The organism is Actinoplanes ianthinogenes (assembly GCF_018324205.1).
Classification (GTDB): Bacteria; Actinomycetota; Actinomycetes; order Mycobacteriales; family Micromonosporaceae; genus Actinoplanes; species Actinoplanes ianthinogenes.
Window position 1 is genome coordinate 7,377,230 of the sequence record NZ_AP023356.1, and the last position, 13,071, is coordinate 7,390,300.

Sequence of the window (13,071 nt, forward strand, 5' to 3'; positions counted from 1 at the left end):
AACCGTGTAGCCCGATCGCCGACGGAGCGGCAAACCACTCCCTGACCGCAACCGAAACCCTCACCTCCGGGCGCTGCCTGCCGAACGATGCGGTCGAGCCGATTCCCACCCTATTCGCGAGGTGTCTTCATCATGCTTGCTGCGGCCACCGCCACCGTCGGGCTGCCCGCCGTCGGTACGCCGATGTTTCTCGTCCTGGGCGAAGGGATGAACTTCCGGTCCCGCCTCGAGTCGATCGACGTGAACCATTTCACGGTCGCCGCGCCGCTCGAGACTGCCGGCCCCTGCGTCATAGCCCCCGGACAGCAGTTCGACGTGTTCTGGGCGCCGCCGGGTACTCGGGTCGTGGTCCCCGCCCGCCTGGTGGCGGTCGGCGACGAGGCTCCGTTCCGGTGGACCCTCACCCCGGCCGGGGCTGCACACCACAGCAACCGTCGCGAGTTCGTCCGCGGCGGCGGTGGCGCTGCCGTCCAGCTGACGGTGGACGGCCGGGGGATCGAGGGCGCACTCCTGGACATCAGCGAAGGCGGCCTGCGCTGCTGGATCGACGAGCCGGCGGCGCTGGCCGCCGGTGAGCGCGTCAGGGCCGCCGTCGCGCTCGGCACCTTGGGTGCGATCGAGGTGAGCGGCACGATCCTGACCGTCCGGGACGCCCCGCACGGCGATCCGGGCCGCCACGTCGTGGTGACATTCGACCCGCAAGAGAGCGCGGCCCGGGCGATCCGCCGGTATGTCATGGACTGGGAGGTCCACGAGCGTCGCCTCCACCGGGACGCTGCCTGAGTCTTGTTCCTCGCCAGAGCAGGCTTTTGACGCGACGACCCGACTTCACCGCCAAGAGGCGGTGGGTCCTCGACCTGTACGACCATCCACCCTTCGGCAGCAGGGTGGCCCGCCGCAGTATGGGTATCGGCGCTGTTCGAATACGAAGAGCAAGCTGACGTTCCCGCTCCCGATGGGGGTGTCCCGGCATTGCCGGGGCGCCCCCATCGGTGTTCCGCGGGAAGGTCAGGCCGATCGTCGGGCCTGCCCCGTGACCGCTTCGATGGCCGCGGCGACAGTCCGGCGTAGCTCTGCGGCGTCTGCTCCGGCCCGCGAACGCAGGTTCACTCCGTGGGCCAGCAGCGCCAGAACCTGGGCCCCGGTCTCAGGGTCCGCGTTCTCGGCGAGCTGGCCCTGGCTCTGGGCTGTCGTCAGCGCCGCGCGCAGCGCGTCGTGCAGGCGCCGATGCTGTCGATCGAGCACCGCCCGGACGTCGGCATCCCCGTTCTCGGTGCCCGCGTGGGCGTTGGAGATCATGCAGCCCCACTGGGCGAACTCACCCGAGCAGCGCATGTCGATGAGGTTGGCGAAGAAGTCGACGACAGCCGGCAATCCCCGCCCGTCCTGCGCCAGGCGGCCGAGCACCGGATGTGACCGGTCGCTGACGTACCGTTCGAGAGCGGCCATGTAGAGCTGCTGCTTGCCGCCGAAGGTGGCATACAGGCTGGAGCGGTTGAGGCCGGTCGCGTTGACGATGTCCTGGATTCCGGTCGACGCGACGCCCTGCTTCCAGAAGAGCCGCACGACCGTGTCCAGGGTGGCATCCGGATCGAAGTGCTTGATGTCCGGCATGGCTCACCTCGTCATCTTGTAACGGAAGTTCCAAGATACTCCCGCGAGTGTCTGGCCATGACATGCCTGTACGGCTATCTTGAAACGACCGGTCCAACTTCTTCTCTCGGAGGAGCTCCATGAGCCTCAATGCCGAACTGCGCGCCTTCTACGACAGCCGACAGGAGCACATCCCCGCGGACATCCGCGAGGTCATGAACCGTGCCACCAAGGACCTTGCCGACTCCGGCCAAGCCGAACGTGCGTTGGCTGCGGGTGAGCTGGCGCCCGGGTTCAGCCTCCCGTCGGCGGACGGACGGATCGTCTCGTTGGACACCCTGCTGGTCGATGGCCCGGTGGTGCTCACCTTCTACCGGGGCTCATGGTGTCCGTACTGCAACATCGCGTTGCGCTCGCTCCAGCAGAGCCATGACGAGATCACCGCGCGCGGGGCGCGTCTGGTCGCTGTCTCGCCGCAGGTGCCCGACGAGTCGCTCTCGCTCGCCGAGAAACACGAGCTTGCCTTTGAAGTGCTCAGCGACATCGGCTCCGACACGGCGAAGCAGTACGGGCTGGCCTTCGACCTGCCCGACGAGCTGGCCGCCGTCTACGAAGGTTTCGGCATCGACCTGCAGCGCGTGAACGCCGGCCACGCCCGGACGCTGCCGCTGCCCGCCACGTACGTCATCGACCGCGACGGCATCATCCGATGGTCCTTCGTCGCCAGCGACTACACCACCAGGGCCGAGCCCGCGGACATCCTGGACGCGCTCGACGGCCTCGCCTGAAAGGCCGGCTCAAGCGGTGTGCGCCGTCCACGCCGGAACGTCACGGCGCGCCTAAACGGCTTTCCGTGATTGCTCGACTGTTCCATGATGGTCGAGGCCCCGCCCTAGCCGCTCCTCCTCACCCCGGGAGGCCGGCCGCGGTAACGCAGGAGAGGCAGGCAGCCCGTTCGAGCCGGGCCGGGGTGGGCTTACCAGCTCATGCAAGCCGCGATGGGTCGACGATGCACGGATCTGCCGCAGGCAGGGTGTGCCCTGGCTCCGGCGCCCGTCACCGTACGTATGCCTGCGACACGCTGCGGGCCCAGCTCGCCCAGATTGCGACCATCGATCTGCGGCGTGTGAACGCCGGCCACGCCCGGACGCTGCCGCTACCCTCGACGTACGTCGATGACCGCGGCGGGATCATCCGATGAGCGTTCGTCACCAGCGACTACGCCACCGGGGTGGAACCGCGGACACTCTCCGCTTGCCTGTTTGTGGCGGCGTGCCGGCGGTAGCGGCCGGGCGGCTGGCCGTGAGTGCGGGCGAAGGCGCGGTTGAAGGCGAATTCGGAGGTGTATCCGACGTCGTGGGCGATGGCGGCGATCGGCAGCGTGGTGTCGCGAAGCTTGTGGGCGGCCACGTCGAGGCGCCATCGGGTGAGATACGTCAGTGGAGGTTCACCGACGTGGTGGGTGAACCGCCGGGAGAGCGTGGCGCGGGAGACGTTCACCGTCGCGGCGAGGGTGTCCAAGGTCCAGTCGTCACCGGGACGCTCGTGCAACACGCCCAAGACCTGCGCGATGAGTGGGTCGCGCAGGCCCTTCAGCCACGACGCGTCCATGGCGACGTCTTCGGTGTCGAGCCACGCCCGGACGACGTGGATCAGCAGCAGGTCGAGCAGGCGTAGCGCGGCGGTGCCTGAGCCGGTGGCGGCGCGACTGCGGGTCTCGTGAGCCAGCAGGTCCAGAATCGACCGCAACCAGGGTCCGCTGTCCGGGTGGGCCGCGGCCACGTGCAGCACCGGCGGCAACAATCCCAGTACGGGATGGGTGACGTCAGTCGCGTACTGGTAGCCCGCGCACAGGATCCGGGTCCGTGCGCCCGGCCCGTCGAGCACGAGCTCGCCGTCGGGCCGGATGAGGCTGCGCTTGAGGCCTTCGTCGAAACGGCGCGTCGGCAGGCCCGGGTCGCTGGACAGCTGGTGGCGCGCCCCGGCGGGCAGCAGCACGAGGTCACCCGGGCCCAGCTGGTGTGCCGGCGCGTCGCCGGTGGTGAACCAGCAGGTCCCGGCGACCACGGCGTGGAACGCGGCACCCTGGCGGGCCGGCAGCTCGATGGCCCAGGGACCGCGGGCGTCGAACACCGCCATGAGGCTCGCGTCGACCCGCGCCGATGCCAGTACGTCACCAAGGACATCCACCCGCACAGCTTAGGGCCGCGAACGGCAAGCCATCGAGTGTGATGAGACTGAGGGACAAACAGCTGAGTGGCTGAGGCATTCAGAATGTCACCGATGAGCGGCAGAGTTGCCGACATGGAGATCACCGGAAGCACCGCCACCGTCACCGGAGCCAGCCGCGGTCTGGGCGCCGCCCTGGTCGACGCACTGCTGGAACGAGGCGCCGTACGCGTCTACGCCGCCGCCCGTGACCCGCACGGTGTCCGAAACGACGAGCGGATCACGCCTGTCACCCTCGACCTCACCGACCAGGACACCATCGCGCATCTCGCCGCCATCGCCACCGACACCGACTTACTGATCAACAACGCCGGAACGGCGGCGTTCGCCCCGGCCCTGGACGCCGATCCCGACGGGCTGGCGCGGGAGTTCGCCGTCAACTTCACCGGCCTCTACGACATGATCCGGGCCTTCACCCCGGTGCTCGGGCATAACAAGGGCACGCTGGTCAACGTGCTGACCCTGCTGGCGTACGCGCCGGTACCCGCGATGGCGGGTTACTCGGCGTCGAAGGCCGCAGCGCACTCGCTCACCGTCGCCCTGCGAACGGAACTGACCCGCGCCGGGATCACCGTGCACGGCGTCTACCCCGGCGGTATCGACACCGACATGCTGGCCGGCGTGGACGTACCGAAAGCCTCACCGCGGGCCGTCGCCGACGCGATCCTCGACGGCATCGTCGCCGGCAAAGAAGACATCTACCCGGACCCGACCTCAGCGCACATGGGCGAACTCTGGAACCGGGACCCGCGTGCCTTCACCGCAGCGTTGGCTGCCATGGGTTCTTGATGATCGCTGCGCGCCAGCACCGCATGACTCGACGAAGGAGCACCATGAAGATCGCTGTCCTCGGACTCGGCGCGATGGGCGCGCGGATGGCCCGCCGACTGCTCGCCACGGGCGAACACGACATCACCGTGTGGAACCGCACCGCCGAGGCGACTCGACCCCTGGCCGACGCGGGCGCCACCGTGGCGTCAACGCCAGCAGCAGCCGTGCGGCAACGTGACCTGGTAATCAGCATGCTGCGCGACGACGACGCCGGCCGCACCGTCTGGCTGGACCCGGACACTGGCGCGCTGGCAGCGATGGCGCCAGGCGCAACCGCAGTCGACTGTTCCACCGTGAGCCCGGCCTTCGCGGCCGAACTCGCCAGCCGATGCAGCCAGCACGGGATCGACTTCCTCGACGCCCCGGTGCTGGGGTCACGTCACCAAGCCGATGCCGGCACCCTGATCTTCCTCATCGGCGGACAGCCGGAAGTCGCGCACCGGGTCGAGCCCGTACTGCGGCACCTCGGCGGTGCCGTGCACCACATGGGACCGGCCGGGACCGGCTCACGCATGAAGTTACTCGTCAACTCCTTGTTCGCCGTCCAGATCGCCACCGTCGCCGAGCTGATCGGCGCGGTTCACGACACCGACCTGGAAGTGACCCGAGCCATCGAAGTACTCGCTGCCACCCCAGTGGCAAGCCCGGCCGCGGCCACCGCCGCCACCGCCATGCTCGGCCGTACCTTCCCCGCGGCGTTCCCCATCGAGCTGGTAGCCAAGGACCTGCACTATGCCGTCGGAGACGCCGCTGCCCGTCGCGCCACCGTTCCCCTGACCCGTACCGCCGCCGACACCTACCAGCGGGCCATCAGCCGCGGACACGGCCCGGACAACATCACGGGAGTCGTCCAGCTGTTCCGGGGCACTACGGTCTGCTGATACACAGCGGCATGCGTCCAGACACGAGATAGCCGAACCGGAGCGGCGTAGACCCCGGCGGAGTGCAGCAGATCACCGCCCTCGCGATGCCGCAGGACGGCCGGGTACATCGGTACCAGCTGACCGGGCTGGTGGTCTGAAGTCTGTGTGGGCGCCGGATGGAAGGTCATATTCTGGTCCGGCGCGGTCTGATCCGGGTGCCGCCGATACGCCGACCCGCAGGCCTTGTCGGTCACCAGCGGGACGTCGGCCCGCTTCATCCGGTCCGTATAGGACAGCTCGAAGGGTCCCCGTCCCGCTGCGATTCGACGGAACCCCACCCGGTGAAGGCCGTCAGACCACCGGCCTGCGGCAGGGACGTGTCGCCCGGTGCCAGCAGCGTGACCGGGGCGATGCCGGTCACCGGCCGGTCGAGGGTGAGCACGGCCTTTCTCGGCCTCTTCGGTGGCCTTCAAGTTGAGCAACGCCACCTGGAACGGGTAGGCGTCCTCGGCGGCGAGTCTGAGCCGCGCTGGCGGAACCCCGGACGCGGCCGGACTGCTGCACCTGACTCGAGTTTTAACCGGTGCGGCGTGGTCTGGGGTTGCGTGAGCCGTTCGGCTGGCGTGAGTCGTCACCAGGGGCGGGATAGGGAGCTGATGTTGCCCCAGCCGGAGCGCGACCTAACGTGCGGCGCGGTGGTGGCGGGCCAGCGCGGTGAGCGCGACGTGGAGGTCGGCGGTGGGCAGCGACGCATCCGGGTCCTGCGACCAGCGGGCGATCGATGCGCCGCCGACCATGCCGAGGAGGAACCGGGCGAGGTCCTCGGCCATCGGTGAGGTCCCGGAGACGGCGAAGACGGCTCCGAGTGAGTCCGCCAGCCACCGGCGCAGCGTCATGCGGTACTGCGCGAGTTCGGCTCGCGCCGCGACGCCGGCGCTCTCCTCCAGCATGCTGATGCCGACCAGCAGACGAAGGTCGTGCGGATGCCGCAGGAACACCGCGTCCACCGCGTCCAAGAACCGGGTGAGCCGCCGCGGCTCGTCCGGGCCGGCGACGGTGGCGGGTGGGAGGCCGGCCATCAGGGCGAGCCGGGCTCGCCGCAGCACAGCGAGATAGACACCCTCCTTGCTGCCGAAGTGCCAGTAGATCGAACTGGCCGGCAGGCCGCAGGCAGTCGAGATGCGGGAGATCGAGGTGGCGGCATAGCCGTACCGGGACATCAGCCCGGTCGCGGCGGCCAGGATCGCCTCGCGTGACGGTGTCGCCCGCTCTCCGGTCACCGCGTCCTGCATGGAAAAACCATAGGCCGCGGGCGCGGTTGTCACCATTCGCAACGACGTGGACGGGCGTCGATCTGTCTGGAACGCTCGTTACAGAGATTGCCCGGTCCGCGACGTGTGCAAGGAGTCCCGATGGACAACCGAGCCCTACCGCCCGTACATCCGGTTCCCGCCGACCTGGAGCAACGCCCCGACCCGTACCCCTGGTTGGATCGGCTACGGACCGAAGGTCCGGTCCAGCGGATCCGGTTGCGCGACGGCAGCGACGCCTGGATGGTCACGCGCTACCGCGACGTGCTGGCGGCGGCCGGCGACCCGCGACTGTCCAGTGACCCTCGCCGGCTTACCGGGCAGACGGGCCGCACGGTGCGGCTGGCCGCCGGCAATGCGATGCCGTCCATGCTGACCACCGACGCGCCGGACCACACCAGACTGCGCCGCCTGGTGTCGCGTGCCTTCACCGCCCGGCGGGTCGAAGCGTTGCGGCCGCGGGTGCGCCAACTCGCTGAGGCACTGCTCGACGCGATCGCCCCGCGCGGCCGTGCCGACCTGGTCGCGGAGTTCGCCTTCCCGCTGCCCGTGGCGGTCATCTGTGAGCTGCTCGGCGTGCCCTTCGCCGACCGCGCCTTCTTCACCAAGCAGAGCTCGGACCTGCTGCGTCCCCAGGTGGACGCGGCCGGTGTGGCGCTCACCGCCGCCGCCCGCGGCCACCTGCGCGATTACTTCGCCGATCTGGTGGCGAGCAAGCGGGCGAACCGCGCCGACGACCTGCTCAGCGATCTGGTGGTGGCCGGGGAGGAGCAGCGGCTCACCGATGAGGAGCTCATCTCGATGGGCCTGCTGCTGCTCGTCGCCGGCCACGAGACCACGGTCAACCTAATCGGCACGGGCCTGTGGCTGCTGCTGCAACGGCCGGATCAACTGGAGGCGCTGCGCGCCGATCCGGGGCTGCTGCCGTCCGCGGTCGAGGAGTTCCTCCGCTACGACGGGCCCGTCATGACCGGCGTAGCGCGGTACACCACCACCGACGTGGAAATCGCCGGTACCACCATCCCGGCCGATCACATCGTCATCCTGTCGACCGGCGCCGCCAACCGCGACCCGCAGCGCTTCGAGCATCCCGACGAGGTCCGCTTCGACCGCGCGGACAACCCGCACTTGGCGTTCGGGCACGGCCCGCACTTCTGTCTCGGCGCGGCGCTGGCCAGGGTCGAGGCTGTCGAGGGCGTCGGCGCGGTGCTCCGGCGGCTCTCCGGGCTGACCGGGGCGGCCACGCCGGACGAACTCCGGTGGCGCCCCAGCGTGCTGCGCGGCCTCCAGGAGCTCCCGGTCACGTTCCACCCGAACTCCGGCAGTCGCTGAGGCGCCCGGCTCGTCGCTCAACAGAAGAGGTTCGTCCCCGGGCTCACGCCCAGGACACGGTGAACCGGTGGTACGCCCGGGGCGGCTTGCCGCCGGTGCACTCCAGCGAACCGTTGATGCCGCGGATCGTCTCACCCAGGCCGCGACTGTTGACCATGGCGCCTGCTCGGCGCCGGCCGGTCCACTCACTTCTGCTCGCCCGAAGCCGGTCCCGTGTCCGCCATGCCCAGCAGCGTGGTCAGCCGCATCAGACCGTCGCCCGTCGCATCGTGGTAGGCGTAGTTGTAGGTAGGGGTGTTCAGCGCCAGTGTCAGGAACAGCTCGACCTCGCCGCCGAGCCGGAGTACGACGTGACCGAGGCCGACGACCTCGGCGGCGATGTCACCGAAGCAGTGCACGCCGATCAGCGTGCGGTCGTCCGCTCTGGGCTACATGGAGCTGGACAAACACGGCGCCGAACTGCTGTTCCAGGTCCTCACCGAACGCGAGGAGAAGAACAGCGTCGCGATCGCCTCCAACCTCGTCAAAGGCCAGCAACTGGGTGGCATCGCTGATGACTCGCCGCTCAGTCCGCCCCGCCGCGGAATACCGCGAGCCCACCGAGGAGGAGTGGCAGGAGTTCCAGCAGCACTTCGAGCTGCGCAAGGTCGAACTCGGAACCTGCGGCCGCCCCTACGGCACACCCTGCGCCCACGATCATGCTACTGGCCGATCCCGGCCTTCCACGCGAAGGCCACCCAAGATGGGAGTGGCCATGCCCGTTGCGGCCTCTACATCACAACACCGAACGATGACGAACCACCCGAAAACGTCACGGCGCAGCGCTGCGTTCCAAAGCGTCGATGCCGCCCTTAAGCCCTTTCAGGCCCCAAGCGAGCCCCAGACATCGAGCAGCAGCCCTCATCGCCAGATCACTTCAGCTGCGAATCGACGCCATCGAAGTGAACCCATCGAGCCGTAGATGGTCACATAGCGTGAGCGCTTCGGGTCATGACTGCGGAACAGCGACTACTTGATTACAGGTCTCTGCCAGTGTCGCGGGCCGACTGGCGCCCGTAACGATCTTTGTGCAGCATGGCGGGGTGCCGCAGCCGTTTCCGTACTCGCAAGCCCGTCAGCAAGCCCAGGCCCTCGCCGAGGGCGGGAATCCCGAGGGGGCGCGTGACGTGCTCGAGCGGGCGGTCGCACTCGGGCGGGCCGATCTCGCCGAGGGGGACCGGGAACTGCTGACCACCATGCGGCAATTGGCCGGCCTGCGCCAGCAGGCCGGCGATCCCGCGGCGGCGCACCGGTTGCTCCAGGACGCCTACGGAGCGGGCCAGCGGGCCGGCGAGGCAGATCCGGTAATGGTGACGATCGCGTACGACCTGGCGGGAGTGGCCGACGAACTCGGTAACCGGCACGAGGCGCACAGGAACTACGGTCGGGTGGCGCAGTTCGGGCCGGGCGTACTCGGCGCGGACCACCCGGTGGTCGAACAGGCGCGCGCCTACGTCGCCGGCGACTTCCAAGCGGCTTCCGCGCCACCGGCACCCCCGTGGTCGACTCCCGTGTCGGCGCCGCCGCCGTTTCCGCAGACGCGACCGGTGACCGTGCCTGCGGCGGATTCGCCCGTCCCGGCCGAGGAGCCCCCGATGCCGGGGCCTACGCCGCCGGTGTCCGTCTCGTCGGCTCCTGCCTCGGCGCCGTTGTTCCCGGCGTGGCCGTCGCCGGTGCCGCTGTCGCCGGTCGTGGCGCCCCAGCCGGCGCCCGTGTCGACCGGGTGGACGGCACCCGGCCGGCGCTTGCGTACGCCGTGGGTGCTGGGCGGCCTCGGTGTCGTCGTCATGATCGTCCTCGCCGTGGTGGGCGTCGTGCTCGTCCGGCCGGGTGGTCAGTCCGGCGCAAGCAACGGCACCGCACTAGGAGGGACGGCCGACTCTAAGATTCAGCGGTCCGGGTCCGGGCCGGCGGGGAGGGCCTCATCACCCGAATCCACGACTGCCGGTACCAGCGCACCGCCATCGACTGCGGCTGCCACCACGGCGCCGACATCGGCGGCCGTTACGACGCGCATCGTCTCGCCGGCCGACCGCAGCAAGGTGTCCTGGCCGTTCGACGCGCGTTTCACCGTCTCCGCCGCGGATCTGGCCGCCACTTCGTCCGACACCGTGCTGGCGGTGTCGGTCTGCGTGGCCGGGATCTGCTACCTAGACGGGAACATCAAGTTCACGGGCGGAGTGCCGGACCCGTACACGATCTATCTGGGCGACAGGAAGGGCGGTAACCACCAGGCGTGGGTGCTGCGTGTCGACCGGATCTCCAAGGTGACCTATGCCAAGCTCCTCAAGGCCCGGAAGGCCGCGTTCAAGGACGGCAGCTGGGGCGCCCAGGGCACCTCGATGTCGGACCTGAACGATCACCCGGTCAGCAGGGTCACGGTCATCAAGTCGACGTGAAGAGGTTGTCCGATTCACGCAATTTTCAGTCATGCGGTTGTATAAGTGTCGGTGGTTCCGGCGATCGCCGCGGCCAGGCCGGCCAGCAGGACGCTCGCGATGCTCAGCGCGCGCGGCCGCCGGTCGATGTCGAGCAACGTGCATCCGGCCGGATCGAGACGATGCACGTCGAGCCCGGCATGCAGAAGGTGCGGCACCCACCCGATGCTCGACGGCGATGACCCGAGCGGCCGGAGCGCAGCGACTCGTGCCGCGATCCGGCAGCCGCCCAGCACACCCGGGGCACTGCCGAGGTAGCAGATAGTTCGGCAGGCGCATCTCGTCGACCGCCCAAACCCATTCCCGCCCCTCGTAGGGCGTGCCGGCGGGCGAGGGGCGCGGGCTCAGAGAAGTGAACGGGCCGTCGTTGCCGACGTGGAACAGCCGCAGCACGTCACCAGGCTAATCGTCACCCGATGATCTCCAAGTTTCGCAGGGCGACCTGATAGGGCGCCTCGCCGCCGGCCGGGTCGCCGAAAGCACCGATCACCACGTCCCCGCCGCCCGGGGGTACGCCCTTCGACAAGTCGACGACCGCGAACTCGTGACCGTCCTGGAAGAGAGTCGCCGTGTCCCGCTGGACCTCGATGCCCAGGCGGTGTGGCTCGCCCAACCGGGTGCGCTCGGGCATCAGGTAGATGCCCAGCTCTTCGACGCTCTCGCCCTCGTACCAGGAGAACACGTATCCGTGAGCGCACACGTTCACCCCGTAGGCGCTGTCCTCGGTGTTGAGGAAGTGCACCGCGGCGCAGCTTCCCGCCGTGCGCAGGACCACCTCCACCGAGATCCGGTGTGCGCCGGCGAAGGTTTGCTTCGTCCAGTCGCATTCGAAGGTGCCCGTTCGGTCCACGGTGACCACCAGCGCATCGGCATATCGGCACGAGCTGCCGCCGACGCTGCGCACGCGGATCACGTCCGGCCGGGTCAGCGGATCCGCCACGTCGGCGTCCGGCGCGAACCGGAACGGCCGCGTGCTGGCCGGCGCCGATGCCGATCCGCCGGGTGCGGCGCTGCTCGGGCCGGATGGCCGCTGCGGCAGCGCTGAGGTGGTCGCGCCCGGGGAAGTCGTGGTCCGGTCGTCCAGGCGCGCGCGCAACGTGAGCCCGAGCGCCGCCATGCCGACCACGGCGGCCAGCAGGGCAGCGAGCAGCTTGCGCCGGTGCCGGGGGGACGCCGGCGCGGGACCGGGATCGGCAACCGGCCGGGGGCCGGTCACCGGACGCAGCACGTCGGTGCAGGTGGTCTGCACTTCCTGGGCCGCGTCGCGCAGGGCCGGCTGTGCCACCATGGCGGACTCGGCGACCGTGGCGGTGCTCAACAGCAGGTCCAGCAGTTGCCGGGCGTCCGGACGGTCGGCCGCCCGCTTCTGCAGCGCTGCCTCCACCAGCTCGCGCAGTGGCCGGTCCAGGCCGGTCAGATCGGGCGGCGCGGTCATGATGCGGGTCGCCGTCGCCAGTGGCGTCCCCCCGTCGAACGGGCTGCGTCCGGTGCCGGCGTACGCCACCACCGCACCCCACGCGAAGATGTCCGCGGCCGCCGTCAGCGACTCGCCGGGCGCGTTCTCGAACCGTTCCGGCGCCATGTACGCCACCGTGCCGACCATCTGATCGGCCAGCGTGTGCCGGGTCGAGGCCTGCATCGCCCGAGCGATGCCGAAGTCGATGACCTTCGGCGTGCCGGGTGGCAACAGTACATTGGCCGGCTTCAGGTCCCGGTGGATCACTCCGGCGGCATGGATCGCGGTCAGCGCGGTGGCCACGCCGATCGCGACCCCGTGCAGGTTCGCCGAGGTCAAAGGCCCGTGGCGGCGAACCACGTCGGCCAGACTCGGCCCGTCCACATACTCGATTACCAGGTACGGCGGCTCGTGGTCCGGGTCCGCGTCGAGCACCTCCGCGGTGCAGAACGGCGGCACCTGCCGCGCCCGTTGCACCTCGGTGCGGAATCGGCGGCGGAACACCTCGTCGGACGCCAGCGCGGGGCGCACCACCTTCACCGCCACCAGCCGGCCCTGACCGCTCTCGGCAAGAAAGACGGTACCCATGCCGCCGGCCCCGAGACGGCCGATGATGCGGTAGGCACCCACGCGCTCTGGGTCGCCGGCACCGATCGGCTCGACTCGGGGGACGGACGCGCCACCGGAGTCCCTTCTGGCCATCAACTTCAGACACCCCGTTCGATCGCTTACCGACACCTTGCCGGACGCGAGCAAACCACCTCATCTGGCTGGCGGCCGGGCTCGCGTCGTCCTGCCACGCCCCTGGAGACGAGCAGACTGCAATGATCGGCTACTCCGTAAAGAGCCCGTACACGGGCCGGATGACGGCGCGGGACGAATGGCAGGTGACCAGCTGTCACTCTGTCGGGGCGCGCGCGTCGGACCGGGTGGGGTGATCCTCCGGGTCAAGCCCATCCCCGCTACACACCGGCTATCAG

At 69.7% G+C, this 13,071-nt stretch carries 13 protein-coding genes and 3 pseudogenes; 6 read left to right on the top strand and 10 right to left on the bottom strand.

Annotated elements, in window-relative coordinates; genetic code table 11:
* Positions 1–132 precede the first annotated feature (132 nt).
* On the top strand, positions 133–783 hold the full coding sequence (locus Aiant_RS33415; RefSeq protein ID WP_189332930.1) for a PilZ domain-containing protein: 651 nt from the start codon (positions 133–135) through the stop codon (positions 781–783).
* Between the two features lie 225 nt (positions 784–1,008).
* On the opposite strand, the gene Aiant_RS33420 is transcribed toward Aiant_RS33415, so the two are convergent.
* A complete protein-coding gene (locus tag Aiant_RS33420) occupies positions 1,009–1,614 on the bottom strand; it encodes a TetR/AcrR family transcriptional regulator (protein ID WP_189332931.1) in 606 nt (201 codons plus the stop codon).
* A 119-nt stretch (positions 1,615–1,733) separates the two neighbouring features.
* Between Aiant_RS33420 and Aiant_RS33425 the strand changes: the two genes are divergently transcribed.
* The gene (locus tag Aiant_RS33425) at positions 1,734–2,381 is read left to right on the top strand and encodes a peroxiredoxin-like family protein (protein ID WP_189332932.1); all 648 of its coding nucleotides are present in this window, start codon (positions 1,734–1,736) and stop codon (positions 2,379–2,381) included.
* 430 nt (positions 2,382–2,811) lie between these two features.
* Here the strand turns inward: Aiant_RS33425 and Aiant_RS33430 are convergent, their stop codons facing one another.
* Complete coding sequence (locus tag Aiant_RS33430; protein ID WP_229830598.1) at positions 2,812–3,783, bottom strand: AraC family transcriptional regulator; 972 nt, start codon at positions 3,781–3,783, stop codon at positions 2,812–2,814.
* A gap of 93 nt (positions 3,784–3,876) precedes the next feature.
* Between Aiant_RS33430 and Aiant_RS33435 the strand changes: the two genes are divergently transcribed.
* Both Aiant_RS33435 and Aiant_RS33440 read left to right on the top strand, forming a co-directional pair.
* Positions 3,877–4,611, top strand: a complete 735-nt coding sequence (locus Aiant_RS33435; protein ID WP_229830601.1) for an SDR family NAD(P)-dependent oxidoreductase — start codon at positions 3,877–3,879, stop codon at positions 4,609–4,611.
* 44 nt (positions 4,612–4,655) lie between these two features.
* Positions 4,656–5,516 (top strand): annotated as a pseudogene (locus tag Aiant_RS33440) (NAD(P)-dependent oxidoreductase); the annotation flags it as partial.
* 680 nt (positions 5,517–6,196) lie between these two features.
* On the opposite strand, the gene Aiant_RS33445 reads toward Aiant_RS33440, so the two are convergent.
* Complete coding sequence (locus tag Aiant_RS33445) at positions 6,197–6,808, bottom strand: TetR/AcrR family transcriptional regulator (protein ID WP_189332935.1); 612 nt, start codon at positions 6,806–6,808, stop codon at positions 6,197–6,199.
* Between the two features lie 120 nt (positions 6,809–6,928).
* Here Aiant_RS33445 and Aiant_RS33450 point away from each other — a divergent pair, with 120 nt between their 5' ends.
* Positions 6,929–8,158: a cytochrome P450 family protein gene (locus Aiant_RS33450; RefSeq protein ID WP_189332936.1), complete on the top strand. Its 1,230-nt coding sequence runs from the start codon at positions 6,929–6,931 to the stop codon at positions 8,156–8,158.
* Between the two features lie 185 nt (positions 8,159–8,343).
* On the opposite strand, the gene Aiant_RS33455 is transcribed toward Aiant_RS33450, so the two are convergent.
* Positions 8,344–8,556, bottom strand: coding sequence for a hypothetical protein (locus tag Aiant_RS33455; protein ID WP_189332937.1), 213 nt, complete (start codon positions 8,554–8,556; stop codon positions 8,344–8,346).
* Positions 8,557–8,581: 25 nt separating this feature from the next.
* Between Aiant_RS33455 and Aiant_RS47100 the strand changes: the two are divergent.
* Positions 8,582–8,677, top strand: a pseudogene (locus tag Aiant_RS47100) (ATP-binding protein); the annotation flags it as partial.
* 497 nt (positions 8,678–9,174) lie between these two features.
* On the opposite strand, the gene Aiant_RS47105 reads toward Aiant_RS47100, so the two are convergent.
* The 6 genes and pseudogenes from Aiant_RS47105 to Aiant_RS33475 all read right to left on the bottom strand — a co-directional run bounded on the left by Aiant_RS47105 (position 9,175) and on the right by Aiant_RS33475 (position 12,721).
* Positions 9,175–9,669: a hypothetical protein gene (locus Aiant_RS47105; protein WP_368857285.1), complete on the bottom strand. Its 495-nt coding sequence runs from the start codon at positions 9,667–9,669 to the stop codon at positions 9,175–9,177.
* The gene (locus Aiant_RS47110; RefSeq protein ID WP_368857286.1) at positions 9,648–9,986 is read right to left on the bottom strand and encodes a hypothetical protein; all 339 of its coding nucleotides are present in this window, start codon (positions 9,984–9,986) and stop codon (positions 9,648–9,650) included. Before Aiant_RS47110 ends, Aiant_RS47105 begins: the two co-directional genes overlap by 22 nt.
* A gap of 99 nt (positions 9,987–10,085) precedes the next feature.
* The gene (locus Aiant_RS47115; protein WP_368857287.1) at positions 10,086–10,307 is read right to left on the bottom strand and encodes a hypothetical protein; all 222 of its coding nucleotides are present in this window, start codon (positions 10,305–10,307) and stop codon (positions 10,086–10,088) included.
* Positions 10,308–10,625: 318 nt separating this feature from the next.
* Complete coding sequence (locus Aiant_RS33470) at positions 10,626–10,793, bottom strand: hypothetical protein (protein ID WP_189332939.1); 168 nt, start codon at positions 10,791–10,793, stop codon at positions 10,626–10,628.
* A 136-nt stretch (positions 10,794–10,929) separates the two neighbouring features.
* Positions 10,930–11,028 (bottom strand): annotated as a pseudogene (locus Aiant_RS47120) (hypothetical protein); the annotation flags it as partial.
* 16 nt (positions 11,029–11,044) lie between these two features.
* Entirely contained in the window at positions 11,045–12,721 is a 1,677-nt protein-coding gene (locus tag Aiant_RS33475; protein ID WP_306415834.1) for a serine/threonine-protein kinase, read from the bottom strand.
* Positions 12,722–13,071: the final 350 nt, after the last annotated feature.

Excerpts from the sequence above, each read along its gene's own strand:
- Aiant_RS33415 (WP_189332930.1), top strand. The coding sequence starts at position 133 with ATGCTTGCTGCGGCCACCGCCACCGTCGGGCTGCCCGCCGTCGGTACG.
- Aiant_RS33420 (WP_189332931.1), bottom strand. The coding sequence starts at position 1,614 with ATGCCGGACATCAAGCACTTCGATCCGGATGCCACCCTGGACACGGTC.
- Aiant_RS33425 (WP_189332932.1), top strand. The coding sequence starts at position 1,734 with ATGAGCCTCAATGCCGAACTGCGCGCCTTCTACGACAGCCGACAGGAG.
- Aiant_RS33435 (WP_229830601.1), top strand. The coding sequence starts at position 3,877 with ATGAGCGGCAGAGTTGCCGACATGGAGATCACCGGAAGCACCGCCACC.
- Aiant_RS33445 (WP_189332935.1), bottom strand. The coding sequence starts at position 6,808 with ATGCAGGACGCGGTGACCGGAGAGCGGGCGACACCGTCACGCGAGGCG.
- Aiant_RS33450 (WP_189332936.1), top strand. The coding sequence starts at position 6,929 with ATGGACAACCGAGCCCTACCGCCCGTACATCCGGTTCCCGCCGACCTG.
- Aiant_RS47110 (WP_368857286.1), bottom strand. The coding sequence starts at position 9,986 with ATGACGACGACACCGAGGCCGCCCAGCACCCACGGCGTACGCAAGCGC.